General features: G+C 45.2%; 17 protein-coding genes. 9 read left to right on the top strand and 8 right to left on the bottom strand.

Features of this window, described 5'->3' with window-relative positions:
• Positions 1 to 293 precede the first annotated feature (293 nt).
• On the bottom strand, positions 294 to 1,544 hold the full coding sequence (gene glyA, locus F0229_RS06670; RefSeq protein WP_017072002.1) for a serine hydroxymethyltransferase: 1,251 nt from the start codon (positions 1,542 to 1,544) through the stop codon (positions 294 to 296).
• 347 nt (positions 1,545 to 1,891) lie between these two features.
• Here glyA and F0229_RS06665 point away from each other — a divergent pair, with 347 nt between their 5' ends.
• Positions 1,892 to 2,494 (top strand): YitT family protein, encoded by a 603-nt coding sequence (locus tag F0229_RS06665; protein ID WP_171732503.1) that lies wholly within the window; start codon positions 1,892 to 1,894, stop codon positions 2,492 to 2,494.
• A gap of 181 nt (positions 2,495 to 2,675) precedes the next feature.
• On the opposite strand, the gene treC is transcribed toward F0229_RS06665, so the two are convergent.
• The 5 genes from treC to gmhB form a co-directional block, all read right to left on the bottom strand.
• Positions 2,676 to 4,361, bottom strand: a complete 1,686-nt coding sequence (treC, locus tag F0229_RS06660; RefSeq protein ID WP_171732502.1) for an alpha,alpha-phosphotrehalase — start codon at positions 4,359 to 4,361, stop codon at positions 2,676 to 2,678.
• Between the two features lie 141 nt (positions 4,362 to 4,502).
• Positions 4,503 to 5,927: a PTS trehalose transporter subunit IIBC gene (gene treB, locus F0229_RS06655; protein WP_017063347.1), complete on the bottom strand. Its 1,425-nt coding sequence runs from the start codon at positions 5,925 to 5,927 to the stop codon at positions 4,503 to 4,505.
• A gap of 205 nt (positions 5,928 to 6,132) precedes the next feature.
• Entirely contained in the window at positions 6,133 to 7,077 is a 945-nt protein-coding gene (treR, locus tag F0229_RS06650) for a trehalose operon repressor TreR (protein ID WP_017060760.1), read from the bottom strand.
• Between the two features lie 91 nt (positions 7,078 to 7,168).
• Positions 7,169 to 7,510 carry an MliC family protein gene (locus tag F0229_RS06645; RefSeq protein WP_017060761.1) on the bottom strand — a complete coding sequence of 114 codons (342 nt, stop codon included), beginning with the start codon at positions 7,508 to 7,510 and terminating at the stop codon, positions 7,169 to 7,171.
• A 112-nt stretch (positions 7,511 to 7,622) separates the two neighbouring features.
• Positions 7,623 to 8,207 (bottom strand): D-glycero-beta-D-manno-heptose 1,7-bisphosphate 7-phosphatase, encoded by a 585-nt coding sequence (gene gmhB / locus F0229_RS06640; RefSeq protein WP_017060762.1) that lies wholly within the window; start codon positions 8,205 to 8,207, stop codon positions 7,623 to 7,625.
• Positions 8,208 to 8,414: 207 nt separating this feature from the next.
• Here gmhB and metN point away from each other — a divergent pair, with 207 nt between their 5' ends.
• The 3 genes from metN (at position 8,415) to F0229_RS06625 (ending at position 10,998) form a co-directional block, all read left to right on the top strand.
• Complete coding sequence (metN, locus tag F0229_RS06635; RefSeq protein WP_017060763.1) at positions 8,415 to 9,449, top strand: methionine ABC transporter ATP-binding protein MetN; 1,035 nt, start codon at positions 8,415 to 8,417, stop codon at positions 9,447 to 9,449.
• Positions 9,439 to 10,122 carry a methionine ABC transporter permease gene (locus F0229_RS06630; RefSeq protein ID WP_017060764.1) on the top strand — a complete coding sequence of 228 codons (684 nt, stop codon included), beginning with the start codon at positions 9,439 to 9,441 and terminating at the stop codon, positions 10,120 to 10,122. The genes metN and F0229_RS06630 overlap by 11 nt, the downstream gene beginning before the upstream one ends.
• 66 nt (positions 10,123 to 10,188) lie before the next feature.
• Entirely contained in the window at positions 10,189 to 10,998 is an 810-nt protein-coding gene (locus F0229_RS06625) for a MetQ/NlpA family lipoprotein (protein WP_171732501.1), read from the top strand.
• 120 nt (positions 10,999 to 11,118) lie between these two features.
• Here the strand turns inward: F0229_RS06625 and F0229_RS06620 are convergent, their stop codons facing one another.
• Both F0229_RS06620 and syd read right to left on the bottom strand, forming a co-directional pair.
• Positions 11,119 to 11,895: a Zn-ribbon-containing protein gene (locus tag F0229_RS06620; RefSeq protein WP_017060766.1), complete on the bottom strand. Its 777-nt coding sequence runs from the start codon at positions 11,893 to 11,895 to the stop codon at positions 11,119 to 11,121.
• A gap of 4 nt (positions 11,896 to 11,899) precedes the next feature.
• Entirely contained in the window at positions 11,900 to 12,445 is a 546-nt protein-coding gene (syd, locus tag F0229_RS06615) for a SecY-interacting protein (RefSeq protein ID WP_171732500.1), read from the bottom strand.
• 131 nt (positions 12,446 to 12,576) lie between these two features.
• On the opposite strand from syd, the gene queF reads away from it, so the two are divergent.
• The 5 genes from queF (at position 12,577) to xni (ending at position 19,898) form a co-directional block, all read left to right on the top strand.
• Entirely contained in the window at positions 12,577 to 13,422 is an 846-nt protein-coding gene (gene queF / locus F0229_RS06610) for an NADPH-dependent 7-cyano-7-deazaguanine reductase QueF (RefSeq protein WP_171732499.1), read from the top strand.
• Between the two features lie 58 nt (positions 13,423 to 13,480).
• Positions 13,481 to 15,739, top strand: coding sequence for a tetratricopeptide repeat protein (locus F0229_RS06605; protein ID WP_065584007.1), 2,259 nt, complete (start codon positions 13,481 to 13,483; stop codon positions 15,737 to 15,739).
• Positions 15,740 to 15,857: 118 nt separating this feature from the next.
• Positions 15,858 to 17,423, top strand: coding sequence for a GGDEF domain-containing protein (locus F0229_RS06600; RefSeq protein ID WP_171732498.1), 1,566 nt, complete (start codon positions 15,858 to 15,860; stop codon positions 17,421 to 17,423).
• A gap of 243 nt (positions 17,424 to 17,666) precedes the next feature.
• Positions 17,667 to 19,031, top strand: a complete 1,365-nt coding sequence (ppnN, locus tag F0229_RS06595) for a nucleotide 5'-monophosphate nucleosidase PpnN (protein WP_017060771.1) — start codon at positions 17,667 to 17,669, stop codon at positions 19,029 to 19,031.
• A gap of 93 nt (positions 19,032 to 19,124) precedes the next feature.
• Positions 19,125 to 19,898 (top strand): flap endonuclease Xni, encoded by a 774-nt coding sequence (xni, locus tag F0229_RS06590; protein WP_017069498.1) that lies wholly within the window; start codon positions 19,125 to 19,127, stop codon positions 19,896 to 19,898.
• The last annotated feature ends 31 nt before the right edge of the window (positions 19,899 to 19,929 follow it).

Genomic DNA, 19,929 nt, shown 5'->3' with positions numbered 1-19,929 from the left:
CAGCCCTTTTTAGTACCGCCTTTCTGCATTCTCAGATAACCCAACTCCATACCGACAGATACCAAAAAGGCCCCTAACAAGGAGCCCTTCAAATCGTACTTTCAATCAAATAGCTTAAGTTCAAGGAACAGGCGCGGAGTTTTCAGCACCTTTCCCTAAAACAAAAGAGACTCAATGAGCCCCTTTAAAAGTATTTTTCAAAGTAGTCGTTTGAAATTCTAGGAGAGCACGCGGAGCTTACGGATGTAAGTGAGCATGCTCGACAACGAAGTTCAAATTACTACGAAGAAAAATTAAGCGTAAACCGGTAGACGCTTACAGATATTTAGTACTTTTGCTTTAGTCGCTTCGATAACAGACTCATCACCCATGTTATCTAGGATGTCACAGATCCAACCTGCTAGCTCTTTCGCGTCTGCTTCTGAGAAACCGCGACGAGTGATAGAAGGAGAACCGATACGGATACCTGAAGTAACGAATGGGCTACGTGGGTCGTTTGGTACTGAGTTCTTGTTTACAGTGATGTTTGCTGCACCTAGTGCTGCATCTGCTTCTTTACCTGTGATGTCTTTGTTGATTAGGTCAACTAGGAACAGGTGGTTCTCTGTAGAACCTGAAACGATGTTGTAACCACGAGCTAGGAATTCAGCAACCATTGCTTTTGCGTTAGCAACAACGCGTGCTTGGTATTCTTTGAACTCTGGCTCTAGAGCTTCTTTGAACGCTACTGCTTTACCAGCGATAACGTGCATTAGAGGACCACCTTGGCCGCCTGGGAATACTGCTGAGTTCAGCTTCTTGTAAAGATCTTCGCCTTCGTTAGAAAGGATTAGACCACCACGAGGACCCGCAAGCGTTTTGTGCGTCGTTGTAGTTACTACGTGAGCGTGTGGCACTGGGTTCGGGTAAACGCCTGCAGCGATTAGACCTGCTACGTGAGCCATATCTACGAACAGGTAAGCACCTACTTTGTCAGCGATTTCACGCATGCGCTTCCAATCACAGATTTGAGAGTAAGCAGAGAAACCACCGATGATCATCTTAGGCTTGTTCTCGATAGCCAGCTTTTCCATCTCTTCGTAATCGATTTGACCCGCTTCATCGATACCGTAAGGGATGATGTTGTAAAGCTTACCAGAGAAGTTTACTGGAGAACCGTGAGTTAGGTGACCACCGTGTGCTAGGCTCATACCTAGAACCGTATCGCCTGCATTTAGTAGTGCCATGTATACAGCGTTATTTGCTTGAGAACCTGAGTGAGGCTGTACGTTTGCGTACTCTGCACCAAATAGTTCACATGCACGTTCAATTGCTAGAGTTTCAACTTTGTCTACGTACTCACAACCACCGTAGTAACGCTTGCCTGGGTAGCCTTCAGCGTATTTGTTTGTTAGCTGAGAACCTTGAGCTTCCATTACACGTGGGCTTGTGTAGTTTTCTGAAGCGATAAGTTCGATATGCTCTTCCTGACGAAGAGTTTCTTCTTGGATAGCTGCGAATAGATCCGCATCGTAATCAGCAATGTTCATGTCACGCTTAAGCATCTGTATCTCCTGACTCAGATTGTACTGAAAGTTTCAAAAAAACCACACAACGACCGAAAGCAAACGTTTCCGTCACCGTTTTGATGTGACGCATTCTACATAATTTGATCTAGGTCATAAAGAGCTAATTGCAATTTTATCATGCAGTTTTTTCATAATCACAAATAAGATTCATCATGGTTATTAAGCTTATCCAACCAAAGATGACGCTTACTGTCAATTTTACGATTTACACCCTGTAAAACGCAGATTACATAGGTTTACCTTAATTTTGCCCCTCTAGCTACCGAAAGCTAAGGTTTTTCTCTACTATGCACGCCTTTATTGGTTAGGTAATTATAAAAACGATGGAAAAACACTCACGTAAAGAAGATTGGGTAGCAATCCTCACTGGCACGTTTTTAGTGGCGTTAGGCGTCTTCTTTTTACAGTCAGCGGACCTGCTTACTGGTGGCACTACTGGCTTGGCTCTGCTTTTGAGTCAATTTATGCCGGTAACCTTTGGTATTTTGTACTTTATTGCTAATTGCCCATTCTACTTATTAGCATGGAAACGATTTGGCCGTCACTTCGCAATAAGCAGTGCCATCTCAGGGGCTTTAGTATCTGTGTTTGCCGATCATTTATACTTAGTTATCTCGCTAGAAGTTCATAACGAGATCTATTGTGCTGTTGCCGGCGGCTTATTAATGGGCTTAGGTATGCTAATCCTATTCCGTCACCGCTCAAGTCTGGGTGGCTTCAACGTACTGTGCTTGTTTATCCAAGACCGCTACGGTATCTCGGTAGGTAAAACACAAATGGGTATTGATGCATGTATTCTGTTTGCATCGTTCTTCTTCGTGTCACCTTGGGTGATTGCCGTTTCTGTATTAGGCACCGCAGTATTGAACATCGTATTGGCAATGAACCACAAACCAACTCGCTACTCGGTGAATTACGCGTCTTAGAGTTCATTACCTGCTCTGTCGTTGCTGGCACTCGATGCTCAAACTTCTCGCAAGTAGACTCGAGGCACGATATTCCAGCCATCACTAAAACAAAAAAGGCTTTGGGGAGCACTCCAAAGCCTTTGTAGAAGCCCAATCCTTTAAGGGGAATAAGAATCAAGCTTCTTAAAATGAAACAAGGTTAACCTTCAATCAAGAGAATACGAGTCTCGTAAGGACGTAAGACTTGATGATGTAATGCAACTGAAGTGTTCGCTTGTTGATAGTTAGACAACAGACTCTTCGCCTTAGTCATATCAAAACGTTCCGGTAAAACGCACTCCGCCTCTTCACCATAATAGTTGCTAATACACAGCAAGGTTTGCCCTTCGTTCTCACGTGCATATGCAAAAATGGATGAGTGATCAGGTAATAGATCTTGATAGCAGCCATCTGTAATCACTGGCACTTGTTTACGTAACTCAATCAAACTCTTATAGAAATAGAAAACAGAGTCTTTGTCTTCCAGTGCTTGCTCAGCGTTAATCCCAGGGTAATTATTCGCTACATCAAGCCATGGCTGAGCTTGTGAGAACCCTGCGTAAGGCTCACTGTTCCATTGCATTGGTGTACGAGAGTTATCACGAGACTTCTGCGCCAAAATCGCCATCATATCTTCATGAGCCACACCATCACGGTTCACCATGATGTCGTACATATTGGTACTCTCAACATCACGATACTGGCTAATTTCAGTATAGCTAGGGTTAGTCATGCCAATCTCTTCACCTTGATAGATATAAGGTGTGCCCTGCATCATGTGAACTGACGCCGCCAGCATTTTAGCCGACTCAACGCGGTAGTTCTCATCATCACCTAAACGACTCACCACTCGCGGTTGGTCATGGTTACACCAGAACAGCGCGCCCCAACCCTTTCCGTTTAAGCCAGTTTGCCAATGGTTGAAGATCGATTTGAGCTGCAAGAAGTCAAACGGTGCATTAGTCCACTTCTCACCATTGGTGTAATCCACTTTAAGATGGTGGAAGTTAAACACCATCGATAACTCACTGTTATCAATGTTTGAGTACTGCTGGCAATGCTCGAGTGTCGTCGAAGACATCTCACCAACCGTCACGCTGCCATATTTCTGGAATACTGCTTCGCTGATCTCTTTTAGATATTCATGCACACGTGGGCCGTCTGTGTAAAAACGGCGACCATCACCGATATCGTCATTAGGGAAATCTTGCTGCTTTGAAATCAGGTTAATCACGTCTAAGCGGAAACCGTCGACGCCCTTCTCAGCCCAGAAGCTGATAACGTCTTTCACTTCTTCACGTACGACCGGATTCTCCCAGTTCAGGTCGGCTTGCTCTTTGGCAAACAGGTGAAGGTAATATTGACCAGTCGCCTCATCGAGTTCCCACGCATTGCCACCGAACTTAGACTGCCAGTTAGTTGGAGCTTGACCATCTACCGGATCTTTCCAGATATAATAATCGCGGTAAGGGCTGTTTTTGTCGCCCAAAGCAGATTGGAACCATGCATGCTCAGTGGAGGTATGGTTAACCACAATATCCATCACGATACGAATACCACGCTGATGTGCTTCAGCCAGCAATAAGTCGAAGTCTTCCATAGTGCCGAATTGAGGGTTAATCGCGTAGTAATCTGAAATATCGTAGCCGTTATCAATCATTGGCGATGCGTAAACCGGGGTTAGCCAAATCGCATCGACACTCAAATGTTTGAGGTAATCCAGTTTCGAAATGATCCCTTTGATGTCGCCAGTACCTTTACTGCCACTGTCGCAGAAGCTCTTTGGGTAGATTTGATAGATGGTTGCGGTTTTCCACCAGCTTTCATCATGTTCAGTCATCGCCATCTCTAACACTCACTTACCAGAAAATATAAAATAAAAATCACCATGTGAATCATGGTCGAATAGCCGTTATAACTAAAAGAAAAAGCTATAACTAAGAGAAAAAGCGATAACTCATTTTGGAGTCATCGCTTATTCAATGCATTACGCGTTCGCGGTTTCTAACTCACCCTTGGATTGGGCTCGCTTGTAGAAAAACAGGGTTAGCGTGATAGGCAGTACTATCGCCACCAGCATCGCGACTAGGTAAATCGACCAATATTGAGGTTGAATCGATAGGATGCCCGGCAAGCCGCCGACACCGATACCATTCGCCATCACACCCGCGCTACCACAGATTGCGGCTGCAACAGCACTACCAATCATTGCGCTCAGCATTGGGAATTTGTATTTAAGGTTAATACCGTACATCGCAGGCTCTGTTACACCTAAGTAGGCTGAGATTGCCGCAGGAACCGAGATATCTCGTTCACCTTCACGCTTACTCAAGATAATGATGCCGACTACTGCCGATGCTTGTGCAATGTTTGATAGTGCAATCAAAGGCCAAATTGGTGTCCCGCCTAAGTCTTGCATCAGTTGCAGATCCACCGCGTTGGTGGTGTGGTGAATACCCGTGATAACCAAAGGTGCGTATAGGAAACCAAAAACCACTGAACCAAGAATCGCAAAATCACCTGTCATTGCAGCTTTAGCCGCGAATGCCACACCATCGCCTAACATACGACCGAATGGGCCAATGAAAGCGTGCGCTAGAATCACAGACAAAATAATCGATACAAATGGCACAACCACTAGGTACAAGTAAGCAGGGACGATACGCTTAAGATTGGTTTCAATGAACGCCAAAGCCACACCCGCTAACATCGCTGGGATCACCTGAGCCTGATAACCGACCTTCTCAATCACGAACAGCCCAAAATCCCATACCTCAGGTACCGATTTACCTATCATGTATGCGTTCATTAGTTGCGGCGACACCAAGGTCACACCGAGCGTGATACCCAAAATAGGGGTTCCGCCAAGCTTCTTAACCGTAGCCCAACACACGCCAACCGGTAGGAAGAAGAAAATAGCTTCGCCGATCAACCATAAGAAAGAGTGAACGGTTGCCCAGAATTGACTGATTTCAACGAGGGTTTTGCCGTCGAACATGCGAATGTCGCCAATCACATTACGGAAACCAAGAATCAAACCACCTGTAATGATGGCAGGCAGCAGTGGTACGAAAATTTCGGCTAAATGGGAGATACCACGCTCAAGGAAGTTCATGTTTTGACGAGCAGCCAGCTTCGCCTCATCTTTTGATGATGCCTCTTTACCTGTCTGTTCAATCAGAAGTGCGTACACTTCATCAACTTCAGTGCCAATCACAACTTGGAATTGGCCTGCATTAGTAAAACAGCCTTTTACTAGCTTCAGTTTTTCGAGTTCAGCTTTGTTGGCCTGCTCTGTATCGTTCAATACAAAACGCAGTCGAGTCAGACAGTGGCTGACACTCGCAATGTTTTCTTTACCACCGACTAACTCGATAAGACGCGCAACGTCTTGCTTCGCTATCTTACTCATACTACCCCACCCTGGTTTCATTCAATTACTCATCTAAACCATGCAAGCTATAATCACTCAGACTTAGATTTATGGGAACATTCCCAATTACGGTTATTATAATGCCCGTATGAATGATAAATTAAAATGGGAACAATCCCATTAATTGAAAGAGATCACACTCTAATTTTAATCTAAGCCGTTCAATTTCGCTTAATTGAGTGGATTATAGAATAGGAGATTGCGTATGATGAGAGATCTCTGAATTGCCTAAAAGCTGAGAGATCAATAGATTAGCAGCCAACTTACCTGCAGATTGGTAACCAGGATCAATGCTAAATACTCGTGGGAATAAGAAAGAGAGAAGATCATTACCACCAACGCCAGTGACGACCACATCTTCACGTTGTAGTTCTTGCAGACGCTTGATTACACCAAGAGCCAGCGTATCACTGGCACAAACGATCGCTTGAGTCGCGGGAGTTAACACCTCATCCACCAGCTGATAAGCACTTTCGTGATGAAGTTGACCAGTACGATAGTTTGCCACTGAACCTGTGTTTTCACACCAATCGAGATAAGCCTTAAGACGCAGTTCACCGGTTGATTTATCACTAGGATCAACCCCGATAAAACCAACGTCAGAGATCCCTTGATCCGATAAATGCACCAACGCACTATTGATCACCTGTTGGTTATCATAGTTAATCGACGTCACGTTCTCGGTATCCAGAGCAATCACCACCGCTTTGTGTTCCCAAGCTTCGATTGCCGGAATATCGCAGTCAGTAAAACCAAATACAATAATGCCATCAACGTTACGACGCTTTAGAACTTGCAGGTGCTCATTGGCTTTATCTCTATCAAGTTGGCTTTCCATGATCACGACATCGTAATCCGCTCGATACAACTCGGCCAGCATCGTACTTACCGCTTTGTTTTCAGAAGGAGAGTCCAGACGAGAAATGATTACGCCGATGACTTTTTGGCTGCCACCGCGCATCGATTGCGCAGACTTTGAAGGCGTGTACCCAGATTCTTGAATTACTCTTTCTACCCTTTCACGGGTTTCAGGTTTCACTTTTGGATCATTGGTCAGAACGCGTGATACGGTTGACTTACCAACACCGGACAGCTTTGCAATATCAAGAATAGTGAGTTTTTTGCTCATAAAAAGTCTAACGTTAAAGGGAAGAGAAGAAAAAGTGAGGGTAGATTCCCTCACTTAACTGTTTGTAAATACTAGCAGTTCTTACTATGACTTACTTTTGGCAATTTCGATAGACTACGCGACCAAGTTCTAGACGCGCATTGTCACCTTTCGTGCGCAAAGTGATGCTGTTAATCATCTCTGAAGTGCCATCATCTAAGATGTATTTGGTTCCTGAGCCCGCTGGAACTTGAGTCAGGCGGTATTCATTATCAGGCAAGCGTAGTACCGCTTTTTCATTATCAAGGTAAGACACATCAAACGAGACGTCAGACTCACATTGATAAGTCGCGAATTGATCATTCGATGTTGCGCTATCAGTCTCAGGGGCTGCTGATTTAGAGCACCCAACCAATGCTACTGTACATAGAGATGCTACCAACATAGCTTTCATACTTCGTTCCTCATCTTTATATAGTCAACGACACTTAGCCTATTCACAGGTTCGAACAAACCTAATGTAAGTGCCTAATGATAGGTCCATACCTTAGTGATAAATAAAACGTTTAGCCTTTTAAGAAAGCAGGTACATCTTTAATGCTATCAAGTACCACACTAGCTAGCGCCTCACCCTTTTCAGTGATTGGCTTACCGGTTCTTACCAGTACTTTTGTGCCAACACCTGCCGCTTCTGCAGCCATCATGTCTTCAGCTTTATCGCCGATCATGACCGAGTTAGCCATATCAATCTTCAGAAAGTCACGAGCAGAAATGAACATACCTGGCTTTGGTTTACGACATTCACAATCTTGCTTGTAGTCACCAATACCGTGTTCAGCGTGGTGCGGGCAGTAATAGATGCCATCAAGCTCAACGCCGTTATCGACAAAGTTCCAATCCATCCACTGCGTTAAAGAAAGAAAACGGTCTTCACTAAACATGCCGCGAGCAATACCAGATTGGTTGGTCACTAGCACCAATAAATAACCCATATCTTTAAACGCTTTCGCCGCTTCAAACACACCATCGATGTATTCAAAGTCATGCTCATCATGTACGTAGCCGTGATCAACGTTAATCACACCATCACGATCTAAAAAAACAGCAGGTTTAGACAAAATTTTGTTCTCTATCAACTCTCTATTAATCATTAATTATTACACGCTTTATTTGCTTCATCACTATCTATTTAGTTTTGCGTTCGTTAACGATTTGTTTCTAGCTTATCAACACAATCGACGTTTAGCCGTCTAGACGTAAAAATATCTATTGACTTAGATCATAGAACACCATAGCATCGTCTGTAAATCGAGCGAGCTATCGACATATTATTCTGTTCTACCTGCACGGGTTTCTCTATGATTAAAGTGAATCAAGTCAACAAGGTTTTTTATCAAGGCACTAAAGAAATCAACGCCTTAATTGATATCAACCTCCACATTCCTCAAGGTCAAATCTTTGGAGTCATCGGCTCTTCAGGTGCAGGCAAAAGTACCCTAATCCGCTGTGTAAATATGTTGGAAGCCCCGACTTCGGGTGAAGTGATTGTTGATGGTATCGACCTAACAAAACTCAGCAAATCAGAGCTTAGCGAAGCGCGCCGTAACATCGGCATGATATTCCAGCACTTCAACCTGCTGTCTTCTCGTACTGTATTTAACAATGTAGCACTGCCTCTAGAACTTGCTGGTAAAGATAAAGCGATTATTGAAGCGAAAGTCAGCGAGTTACTTGAACTGGTTGGCCTTGCTGATAAGCGTGACACCTACCCGGCAAACCTAAGTGGTGGTCAAAAGCAGCGTGTGGCGATTGCTCGCGCACTGGCCTCTGACCCGAAAGTACTGCTATGTGATGAAGCCACCAGCGCATTGGATCCAGCAACAACTCAATCTATCCTTGAGCTGCTGCGTGAAATCAACCGCAAGCTGAACATCACTATCCTGCTTATTACACACGAGATGGATGTGGTTAAAAGCATTTGTCACGAGGTTGCGATCATTGGCGGCGGTGAATTGGTAGAGAAAGGTACAGTCGGTGACATCTTTGCTCATCCGAAGACAGAGCTAGCGCATCAGTTTATTCGCTCAACGTTGGATCTGACGATCCCTGAAGATTACCAAGCACGTTTGCAAGAGACTCGCGTAAACAGCAGCTACCCGCTGGTGCGTCTTGAGTTTACTGGTGCAACGGTTGATGCTCCGCTAATGACGCAAATCGCACGTAAATTCAATATCGATGTCAGCATCTTAAGTTCTGACCTTGATTACGCCGGTGGCGTGAAGTTCGGCATGATGGTCGCTGAACTGTTCGGTAATGAAGCAGATGATAATGCTGCTATCCAATTCCTACGCGACAACAATGTAAAAGTAGAGGTGCTTGGTTATGTCCTTTAGTTTCAACGAGATTGCTGACTGGATCAGCCTTAACGGTAACCTTCTATTAGGCGCAACAGGCGAAACGCTTTACATGGTTGCTGTTGCAGGCATTGTTGGCTTCGCGGTCGGTATTCCACTAGGCGTGATTCTGCATACGACTAAAAAAGGTGGCCTGTTAGAGAACACCAAAGTAAACAAGATTCTAGGTGCGATTGTGAACGTGGGTCGTTCAGTACCTTTCTTAGTTTTGATGGTTGCGATTATTCCACTGACTAAGATGCTGATTGGTACCTTCATCGGTACAACAGCAGCGATTGTTCCACTGACGATTGGCGCTATCCCATTCGTGGCTCGACTTATCGAAAGTGCACTACTTGAAGTACCAACAGGTCTAGTGGAAGCGGCCCAATCAATGGGCGCAACACCAACACAAATCATCAATAAGGTTCTGCTTCCAGAAGCACTACCGACTATCATCAACTCAGTAACGATTACGCTAGTGACTCTGGTGAGCTACTCAGCAATGGCCGGTACTGTAGGCGGAGGTGGCCTAGGTGATGTCGCGATTCGTTACGGATTCCACCGCTACGATGTGACCATCATGGCTGTGACAGTAGTGATGTTGATTGTGCTGGTACAAATTATTCAATCAATCGGTGATTCATTAGTTCGCCGTGTTGACCACAGATAAAGACTCACACATAAAGAGTAGAGTCGTCTGAACCTAATTAAATAGATTTATTAAAAGGAGATTATTATGAAATTTAACCTTAAAGGTTTACTAACTATCGCAGCAGCAGCTTCAGCGCTAGTTCTAGCAGGTTGTGGCGATAAAGAAGTGGATACTTCTAAAGTAAAAGTTGGCGTAATGGCAGGTGCAGAAGCGCAAGTTGCTGAAGTGGCAGCTAAAGTAGCGAAAGAGAAATACGGCCTAGACGTTGAACTGGTTACTTTCACGGATTACGTAACACCAAACGCAGCTCTAGATGATGGTTCTATCGACATCAACGCATTCCAACACGCACCGTACCTAGATCAGCAAGTGGCTGACCGTGGCTACAAGCTAACTATCGCTGGTAACACGTTTGTTTACCCAATTGCGGGTTACTCTAAAGAAGTGAAATCGGTAGACGAAATCCAAGACGGTGCTCGTATTGCTGTACCAAACGACCCTACAAACCTAGGTCGCTCTCTACTTCTTCTTGAGCAACAAGGTCTTCTTGAACTTCGTGAAGGCGCAGGTCTTCTAGCTACAGTTCGCGACATCGTGGGTAACCCTAAGAACCTAACGATTGTTGAACTAGACGCAGCTCAACTGCCACGTTCTCTTGATGATGTTGCTCTATCTATCATCAACACAACTTACGCGAGCTCTATCAACCTGACTCCACAAAAAGATGGCGTATTCGTTGAAGACAAAGATTCTCCTTACGTAAACCTAATCGTTTCTCGTGAAGACAACCTAAACGCTGAAAACGTACAAAACTTCGTTAAAGCTTACCAAACTGAAGAAGTGTACAACGCAGCTTCTGAAATCTTCCAAGGTGGCGTCGTTAAAGGTTGGTAATCAACTAAACGACAGCACTGTATAGATACCCGAAGGGGCTGACATAACGTCAGCCCCTTTTTTAATGATAAAGATTTGCTAGAAAGTAAAGCATCTCAGATTTAAGCGAAACAAAGTCGATTACTTCAGGTGATCCCAAGAGATGTTTGACACCAATCGGCAGTCATCACACTTGAAATAGAAAATATCGTGGATAGGCGCATCTAGCAGCCATTCACCACCACATTGCGGGCATTTGCGCTCTTTTTCATCTTTCAGGCTGATCCCACCGACACGGTATAAGTAGTAGTAGGTTGGAACCTTAGTCAGATACTCAATGCGCCCTCTTAGACCCCAACCGCGTTTAAACAGCACACTCTTCGTGTCACTGATCTCGGTTAGCGTTGCATGTTCCGCGCGACAACCACCACCCATTTGTACTTCATCACAGGCTTGCCATTCGGTCTGCCATTTCAACACGGCTTTATGGTCGCCATTGAAGGTAGGTGGATTGCGATACAAAGGGATTGGTAGCAAGCTATCGCCACTACGCAGCGGTGAACAGGTGTGCACGAATGTCGTGTATAACACCTGCCAGCTTGGTGTTTCATCTTCTGCCACTTCTTCTGAGTTCAGATCTCGACCTAGCAAACGCATTTTAGGCGCTAGTAGGCTCGCGTTAGACAAGCGATCAAAACACACTTTCACAAAGTCTGAGTGATTGCGCGGGTGCAAGCTATCTTGCTCCGGGCACACAACGCGAACATAGAATTCACCATCGCCCATCACGATTGGGAACTCACGACCTAACACTTGTCCGTTATAACGAAGTGCATCCATTAAGCCATTAACCGCCTTGTCGACAGCGCTTACCGTTGTGTTATCAAAACACTCAAATTGAAGTTCTAGTACGTACATCTATTTATACCGCTGGTTGTAGCTTTTCTAAAAATTCTGCCAATGTCTCGGCGAGCACATCACGATTTTTGGTACCTAAGCGCTCCAAAATCACGTTACCCGTTAGGTTACAGATAGAGATAACATCCAGCTCAGCATCGGTCGCGGCAATGAAAACCGTTGGTTTTAGCTTCAAGCGACGCTGAGTTACTAGGTGACCCAAAATGTTTTCTTGTAGGCATTCGAAGTCTTCATCACTCCAAATCTGTAACAGAGTCAATTCGTTACCATCGAAAGTTGCGTTCATATCTGCGCTGAATTGTGCGCCGTAGAAAGTTTTGATGTCTTCATGCAGAGTCAACTCAATACCGGTTTCAACGTTGGTGAAATCCGCGAATTGCTCACGTGGATAGTGCTTCCACAACACGGCATCGCCACTCTTTTCTTCTACGCATAGCGATACGATGTCCACCAACTCCTCATTACGAGGTAAGCTTTGGTGTTTCTGCTTCCACGCGTCAACGTATCGCTGACTAAAAGAAAGTAGTGCGTCTTGAGCACGTTGAGTCATGAAAATCTCCTAAACACAAAATAATAAATAGAATCCGAGCCCTTTCCGCGCCGATTAAGCGATGACTTAATGACAGGGTAAGGGGGATTCAGTAAAATCGACCCCATTCTAATCGAATTTGAAACGAAAGTATGAGCAAATATTCTGACGCAAAAGAGCTAGCGGGTTTAACCCTTGGCCAAAAAACTGAGTACTCTAACCAATACGATGCAAGTTTATTGCAACCAGTGCCTCGTAGCCTTAATCGCGATGATCTTGCGCTAAACGGCGAGCTGCCTTTTGTTGGTCATGATATTTGGACGATGTACGAGCTTTCGTGGCTAAACACCAATGGTCTACCACAAGTGGCTGTCGGTGAAGTTTTCATCCCAGCAACCAGCCCAAATTTAATTGAATCAAAATCTTTCAAGCTGTACCTGAACAGCTACAACCAGACTCAATTTGAAAACTGGGATCAAGTAACCGAGCGCCTGACCCAAGATTTGTCGGCATGTGCAGGCGAAACGGTGATTGTGAATGTAAACTCAGTAACCGACTACACTAACCAACCTATCGTGACGATGGCAGGTGACTGTATCGACAACCAAGACATCCAAATCACTAGCTACGACTTTGAAGCGTCGCTGCTTGAAGGCGCTGCAGGCGAACAAGACGTTGAAGAAACACTGCACAGCCACCTATTGAAGTCGAACTGTTTGATCACCAATCAACCGGATTGGGGCAGCGTTGAGATCGCATATTCTGGTAAGCAAATTGACCGTGAAGCTCTGCTACGCTATTTAGTTTCTTTCCGTGAGCACAATGAATTCCACGAACAATGTGTTGAGCGTATCTTCACTGACATCATGAAATACTGTGCACCTTCGAAGCTAACTGTGTTCGCACGTTACACACGTCGTGGTGGTCTGGATATCAACCCATACCGTTCAACAGAGCAAGATAGACCAAGCCACAATAAGCGTATGGCTCGCCAATAATCAGGCGAGAACCACCCACACTTATTTGAACCTACCAAATCTTTAAAGGGACATTGAAATGCGTTGGTTATACGTTGTTAGTCTATTTATTTTAAGCTTAAGCACATCGGTCAATGCGTCGGTTTATTCGTCGGCGCTACTCAATGAAGCCAATAATTTGGTTGAGATCGATCCGAGCCAAGCAAAACAAATGGCCAACAGCTACCTAACGCTGCGTGTCCTTTCTGATCAACGCGAGAAAAGCCCTTCAGCTATTTCTCGCGAAGAGACAGACTCCTCGATTCGAACACCAAACAGCAGTATCGATGCGTATAAGATCTTAGCCAAAGCGGAATACAACCTTGGCAATATGCGTATTGCGATTCAGCACATCGACAAAGCCTCCGAGCTAGCGCAAACCTATAAGCTTGATTACCTAAAAATAGATCTTCAGATCCTAAAAGTTCGCTTACTTTGGCTGAGTGATAGAAAATCAGCCAAAGCAAAATCAGAGCTCACTAACATTGAAACAAATCTAGAGTCGGTGAATAAAACCTTACGCTTAACGGAAGGCATTACCTATCGCTTGATCATGTTGAAAGCCGACATCGCCTCTTACGACAACAAGATCGATGAAGCCGAAAAGTTCTATCAAGAAGCCAAAACCTATCTCGATCAACGTTACTCTGAAAAAGTCACCATCGACTACCATATCTCCGTCGGCGAGTTTTATCTGACTCACAAAGAGTACAACCACGCGTTATCCGAGTTGTTGTATGGCTACTGGAAATCAGTAGAGGGCAATCTAAGTTCACGTTTGGCCAAGGTCAACCGCCTACTTGCGCAGCTTTTCTTTGAGCGCCAAGTGTTGGATAAAGCGTTAGAACACCTATCTCAAGCCGCTGATTTCTATGACAACTTTGAAAACTCGCCTGTCTTAGCACAAGTGCTTAAGAAAATGGGGGATGTGTACTTCTATCAAGGGAAATATAACCTTGCCTTGGTACACTTCTTCAACGTTCTTGATCACGAAAGCACTGACCGAGATATCCACCAAGTCATTGATATCCGACTAAGTCTATCGGCGACCTACTTACGCCTTTATAACTACCCTCTAGCAGAACAGTACCTAACCCGTGCCCTTGAGCTGCTGGAATATACCGACATTCCAAAGCTGGAAGGCCGTGCTGCACTGTTATCTGCAGGGTTAGCGTATCACCTACAAGAAAGCGAAGACGTGATAAAGCATGCGACACGTGCACTTGAGATCTCACGCCAGATAGAGAACATGCGCCTTTCACAACGCTCGTACTACTTACTTTCTTTGGGTTATGAACAGGCAGGTCGTCCACAGCAAGCATTGGCAAACCTCAAGCAATACAACAGCCTTGTCTCTCTAGAGCAGCAAAAACTCAACCGTGTTGGCGAAGACGCGTTCCGTCAACAGAAAGAATTTGCCGAACAAACCCTGCACTACGCAGGCCAAGCGCAAGAGCTAGAAAAGTACAAACTAGAGCATCGCAAGTTCCAGAAAATATCGTTCGCCCTATTCTTGTTCAGTATTATCTTGTTCTTCTTTGTGCTTCGCCGTGGCTACCTCATTCAAACCTTAGCCAAAGAAGTCGACTCACTACGAACAGACCTGTTTACGCACTCACGATCTAAGCTCCCGAACCTCAGAATGCTGAATGCCAAGCTGTCCAATTCGCTAGAACAAACCAGCCAGACCTTCGAACAGTGGCAACTTGGCGAATTGATTCATGAGCCACTCAACGACCGCTTACGCTTCGTGATGATTGATTTACCGTTCTTACGCAATATGTACACGCAGAACGGTTACAAAGCCGGTCTAGAACTGGAAGACGCTTTCGGTGAATTCCTAAAATCTAAGCTTGAAGGCCCAGCTCGTGTCTACCACTTCTCGGATGCGAACCTGCTTTATATCGAGCCAAACGCGGACCGTGATTTGTCGCCTGAGGACATGTTCAGAAAGATTCAGTCTTGGGTGAATGACTTCGAAACAGAGCGAAACATCAACCGAACGGTCCGTATGGGCATCGCTGACTACCCATTCTTGCCACGCGCTTACACCGCAATTAACGATCAAGAGCTGCTCGACGTATTGTTGATGTCGACCAATCTCGCCCGTGAGATCAGTCTCAAAGAGCGCAGTAGCCAATGGGTCTATCTAAAAGCTATCGATAATGCACCAGCAGCGAGCCTTGCAACTGGTAACATAAGAGAAGCGTGTAAACATGCGATTAATCAAGGGTTAATAAAAATACAATCCTCGTACCAGAATGAGGACAACATCAAAAAAATGCTAAAAGATGACTGATTTGCGAGCGGTTAAGAGCAGCAAGTCGTGACCTTATTTTTAGTTTTGTTATTATCGATGTAACGGAATTTCATCAAAATGATCGAGATCGGTCTACGCGGCGCTAATAAATACATCTATGGGCATTCTTGAAAAAGACATTCAGGCGCAACTCCACCAGCTGAAATCTCAGTTGGAGCAGGTCCGTTTGACGCAAAGAGACACCTCGTTCAAGTTTATTAGAGAACAGAAAGTTCTAAAGCGTATCGTCACGTCTTTAAGTGATGCATGTGTTGGTAGTAACAGCCATTTAGATGAAAACCTCATTGCCCTTAGGGAAGAGCTAGAAAAGCAAAAAGACATTAGCTCAATGATCCCAAAACTGGCAGTATTAGAAAGGATGCTTAAGCAGAAAACGTTGGCTATGGATAAACAGAACGGGTATCTGGACGATAGCATTAAGCACAGTGGGGAAACGCTGCAGCGCATAACTGGCCTTCCAGCACAGCTCAAACGCGACCTACGAAACTTACTTAGCTTCTCCGAATGCAATGGCAGTCAGAAAGTCGACCACGCCATGAAACTTCTCGGTATTTATGAGCGTGCCATAAAGATTATGGCGAATAACTCACGCACCCATTTTGCTGACGCTGCGCACTCTCCGGAACAAGAGCTCCTTTCCGACCTATCAAACGAACTACAACATCTGATCACTGAACTCGACTTCGAGGGTGAATCGGGTGATCTACTTACCGATATTCGAGCGAAGCTGCTGCTTGGTGTTTCCACACAAAACCTACTTGAGCTAACACTTCAGATCCTCAAACTGGTTATTGAAGGCACCAACCTAGAACGTAAGAAGTCTGAACAATTCATCGATCAGCTTAATTCATCTCTAGCTTCCAGCATCAAAACGGCAGACCAAAATGCCGACCAGAGCCAGAGCTACTTTGAGCACCGACAAGGTCTAAACTCTGAGTTAAATGAACTAGTCACTAGAAGCCAAAGCTCGGTAGATAAAGCGAAAGATATTGATAGTTTAAAGCTGTCGATTAATCCGCTACTCAGTGAAATCGCCTCTCTTTCGGAAAGGCTGAACCACGCAGAGCAAAAAGAACAAGCTCTGATAGAGAGAATGAGTTACGGAAAGACTCAGTTAGATTCACTCTATGAAGTGACGCAAGATTACCGTAAGCGCTTGGAAGATCAGGCTCAGCGTATGCTGCTTGATCCTCTAACCAAGGTTTACAATCGCACTGCCTTTACTGATCGCTTAGAGCTTGAGTATCGCCGCTGGATCCGCGCTCAACACTCGCTACGCGTAGTACTGCTCGACATCGACAACTTCAAAGCAATTAACGATAGCTTTGGTTACACCGCGGGCGACAAAGCACTCAAGATCATCGCAAGAACTATTACCAAAGAAGCAGGCACCACCGATACTGTGGCACGTTTTTCAGGTGAAGAGTTTGTGTTATTGCTGCCAGAGCAAACCGATGAATATTGCCATCAGGTGATTCAGAACATTCAAACTCAAGTAAGCCGCCTGCCCTTTAAATTCCGTGACCAGCAAATCACGATCACTTTATGCGCGGCAAGTACTCAGTTTAAAGAGTCAGATACACCTGAAGAAGTGCTAGAGCGACTCAATAATACTCTAAATAAAGCAAAACAACGCGGTACCAACCAACTTGTTTGGCACTAGGCCAGCCCTAGATTTAATTTATTTCATTTTTTCAAATACTTATCACATACCATTTCCCTCAATGTTTGCTAAGCTAATGATTAACATTCGCTTAACAAGCATTCATGGCAAGCAACGCTGTCGTATCCGTTTCGTCTGGTTAACTCTCTCCTACCTTTAACCAAACACTTTCAACGTTTGCTTCTCACTCTCGAGCCAGAGGGTCACTTCAACGTCCCCTGCTCTTTTCAACAAGGAGGCACTATGATCACTCATATCAGCCCTGCCGGTAGCATGGATTTACTCTCTCAACTTGAGGTTGAGCGTCTTAAGAAAACCGCGTCTAGTGATCTGTACCAACTGTATCGCAACTGTACGTTAGCGGTCCTGAACTCGGGTAGCCATACCGACAACTCCAAAGAGTTGCTCGACAAATATCTGTCGTTCGATGTCGAAGTCGTTCGCCGTGAGCGTGGTATTAAGCTCGAACTAAGCAACCCACCAGAGCATGCCTTTGTCGATGGTGAAATCATCAAGGGTATTCAAGAGCACCTATTTTCAGTGCTGCGTGACATTGTTTACGTCAACATGCACTTAGCCGATAACCAAAGGCTCAACCTGACTAATGCCACTCACATTACTAACCTTGTGTTTGGTATCTTGAGAAATGCAGGTGCGTTGACGCCAGGCATCGAGCCTAACCTGATTGTATGTTGGGGTGGTCACTCTATTAATGCCAGCGAATACCAATACACTCGTGAAGTCGGTAATGAGCTCGGCCTACGTGAGCTGAACATCTGTACCGGTTGTGGACCGGGTGCGATGGAAGGGCCAATGAAAGGCGCGGCTATTGGTCACGCTAAGCAACGTTATACTGATCATCGTTACTTAGGGCTGACAGAGCCTTCAATCATTGCCGCTGAGCCACCAAACCCGATAGTAAACGAACTGGTGATCATGCCAGATATTGAGAAGCGTCTTGAGGCGTTTGTTCGTATGGCACATGGCATCATCATTTTCCCAGGCGGCCCCGGCACGGCCGAAGAGCTGCTGTACATCTTAGGGATCATGATGCACCCGAATAACGCCGAACAGCCAATGCCGATTGTGTTAACGGGCTCGAAAGAGAGTGAGGCTTACTTCCGCTCAATCGATAAGTTCATTGGGGAAACTCTAGGGCCTGATGCTCAGAAACATTACGAGATCGTGATTGATGACCCAGCACGCGCTGCGAAAATCATGAAACAAGCGATGCCAGATGTGCGTTCTCACCGTAAAGAGACCGGTGATGCCTACAGCTACAACTGGTCACTGCATATTGAGCCTGAGTTCCAACTGCCATTCGACCCAACACACGAATCTATGGCGGCGCTTGATCTTCATATGGACCAAAAAACAGAAAGCCTAGCCGCTAATTTACGTAAAGCGTTCTCAGGCATTGTGGCTGGTAACGTCAAAGCAGAGGGTATTCTGGAGATCGAGAAGCACGGCCCATTCCTAATTGATGGCGACAAAGAGCTAATGACCAAGATGGACCAACTGCTGAATGACTTTGTTGAGCAACATCGAATGAAGTTACCGGGAGGGACCGACTACGTGCCTTGCTATAAAATCGCCTCACGTGATTAAGGCGTTTACGTTACCAACGTTTCAACTCACCAAGTGATACGTTACTATAAGGGGCTAGCAGCCCCTTTTTTATTGCCTATTTAGTGGAAACTTATGTCTATCCATCTTGTTATTATCGATGCCTTAAACCTCATCCGACGCGTGCACTCTGTTCAGCCGGATCCAACCGATATAGCAAGAACCATTACCACCACAATTCGCACTCTCAATAAGATTCTGAATGAATCAAAGCCTACCCACATCATCGCGGTATTTGATCACCATTTACAAGACCGTGGTTGGCGCGCAGATGTGCTTCCTGCTTATAAGCAGAACCGTAAACCCATGCCTGAGCCATTGATGAAAGGCCTTGATGCTATTCAACAAGCTTGGTGGGAGTTAGGCATTGATTCACTGCTGTCTGATGGCGATGAAGCGGATGATCTCGTCGCAACACTGGCAAAGAAAGTGGCTGACCACGGAGAAACCGTCACCATCGTCTCGACGGATAAGGGCTACTGCCAACTGTTGTCACCAACGCTTCAGATCCGAGATTACTTCCAGCACCGCTGGTTAGATAAACCCTTTATCGAAGCTGAGTTTGGCGTTAAACCTGAACAACTGGCGGATTACTGGGGATTAACGGGCGTAAGCTCAAGCCAAGTACCGGGCATCCCAGGTATCGGGCCAAAAGCAGCCAAAGAGATATTGACCACTTACCCAGATATCGAAGCGGCCTATCAAGCAGAAGATCTGCCGAAAAAATATCGTAAGAAGTTCGACGAACACATCGAATCCGCTCGTGTATGTAAGCAAGTATCGGCACTCAAAACCGATATTGATTTAGGGTTCAACCTGCAAGATATTCGTTACGAAGCAAACGCTTAAGTCGCTGTGACTCGATAATATTGATACAAAA

Origin of the sequence: Vibrio sp. AIC-3 (genome assembly GCF_013114515.1) — a bacterium.
Lineage (GTDB): Bacteria > Pseudomonadota > Gammaproteobacteria > Enterobacterales > Vibrionaceae > Vibrio > Vibrio crassostreae_C.
This window is presented reverse-complemented; position numbering and strand designations above follow the sequence as displayed.

Coding starts and splice junctions, on each gene's coding strand:
- glyA (WP_017072002.1), bottom strand. CDS start 1,544: ATGCTTAAGCGTGACATGAACATTGCTGATTACGATGCGGATCTATTC.
- F0229_RS06665 (WP_171732503.1), top strand. CDS start 1,892: ATGGAAAAACACTCACGTAAAGAAGATTGGGTAGCAATCCTCACTGGC.
- treC (WP_171732502.1), bottom strand. CDS start 4,361: ATGGCGATGACTGAACATGATGAAAGCTGGTGGAAAACCGCAACCATC.
- treB (WP_017063347.1), bottom strand. CDS start 5,927: ATGAGTAAGATAGCGAAGCAAGACGTTGCGCGTCTTATCGAGTTAGTC.
- treR (WP_017060760.1), bottom strand. CDS start 7,077: ATGAGCAAAAAACTCACTATTCTTGATATTGCAAAGCTGTCCGGTGTT.
- F0229_RS06645 (WP_017060761.1), bottom strand. CDS start 7,510: ATGAAAGCTATGTTGGTAGCATCTCTATGTACAGTAGCATTGGTTGGG.
- gmhB (WP_017060762.1), bottom strand. CDS start 8,207: ATGATTAATAGAGAGTTGATAGAGAACAAAATTTTGTCTAAACCTGCT.
- metN (WP_017060763.1), top strand. CDS start 8,415: ATGATTAAAGTGAATCAAGTCAACAAGGTTTTTTATCAAGGCACTAAA.
- F0229_RS06630 (WP_017060764.1), top strand. CDS start 9,439: ATGTCCTTTAGTTTCAACGAGATTGCTGACTGGATCAGCCTTAACGGT.
- F0229_RS06625 (WP_171732501.1), top strand. CDS start 10,189: ATGAAATTTAACCTTAAAGGTTTACTAACTATCGCAGCAGCAGCTTCA.
- F0229_RS06620 (WP_017060766.1), bottom strand. CDS start 11,895: ATGTACGTACTAGAACTTCAATTTGAGTGTTTTGATAACACAACGGTA.
- syd (WP_171732500.1), bottom strand. CDS start 12,445: ATGACTCAACGTGCTCAAGACGCACTACTTTCTTTTAGTCAGCGATAC.
- queF (WP_171732499.1), top strand. CDS start 12,577: ATGAGCAAATATTCTGACGCAAAAGAGCTAGCGGGTTTAACCCTTGGC.
- F0229_RS06605 (WP_065584007.1), top strand. CDS start 13,481: ATGCGTTGGTTATACGTTGTTAGTCTATTTATTTTAAGCTTAAGCACA.
- F0229_RS06600 (WP_171732498.1), top strand. CDS start 15,858: ATGGGCATTCTTGAAAAAGACATTCAGGCGCAACTCCACCAGCTGAAA.
- ppnN (WP_017060771.1), top strand. CDS start 17,667: ATGATCACTCATATCAGCCCTGCCGGTAGCATGGATTTACTCTCTCAA.
- xni (WP_017069498.1), top strand. CDS start 19,125: ATGTCTATCCATCTTGTTATTATCGATGCCTTAAACCTCATCCGACGC.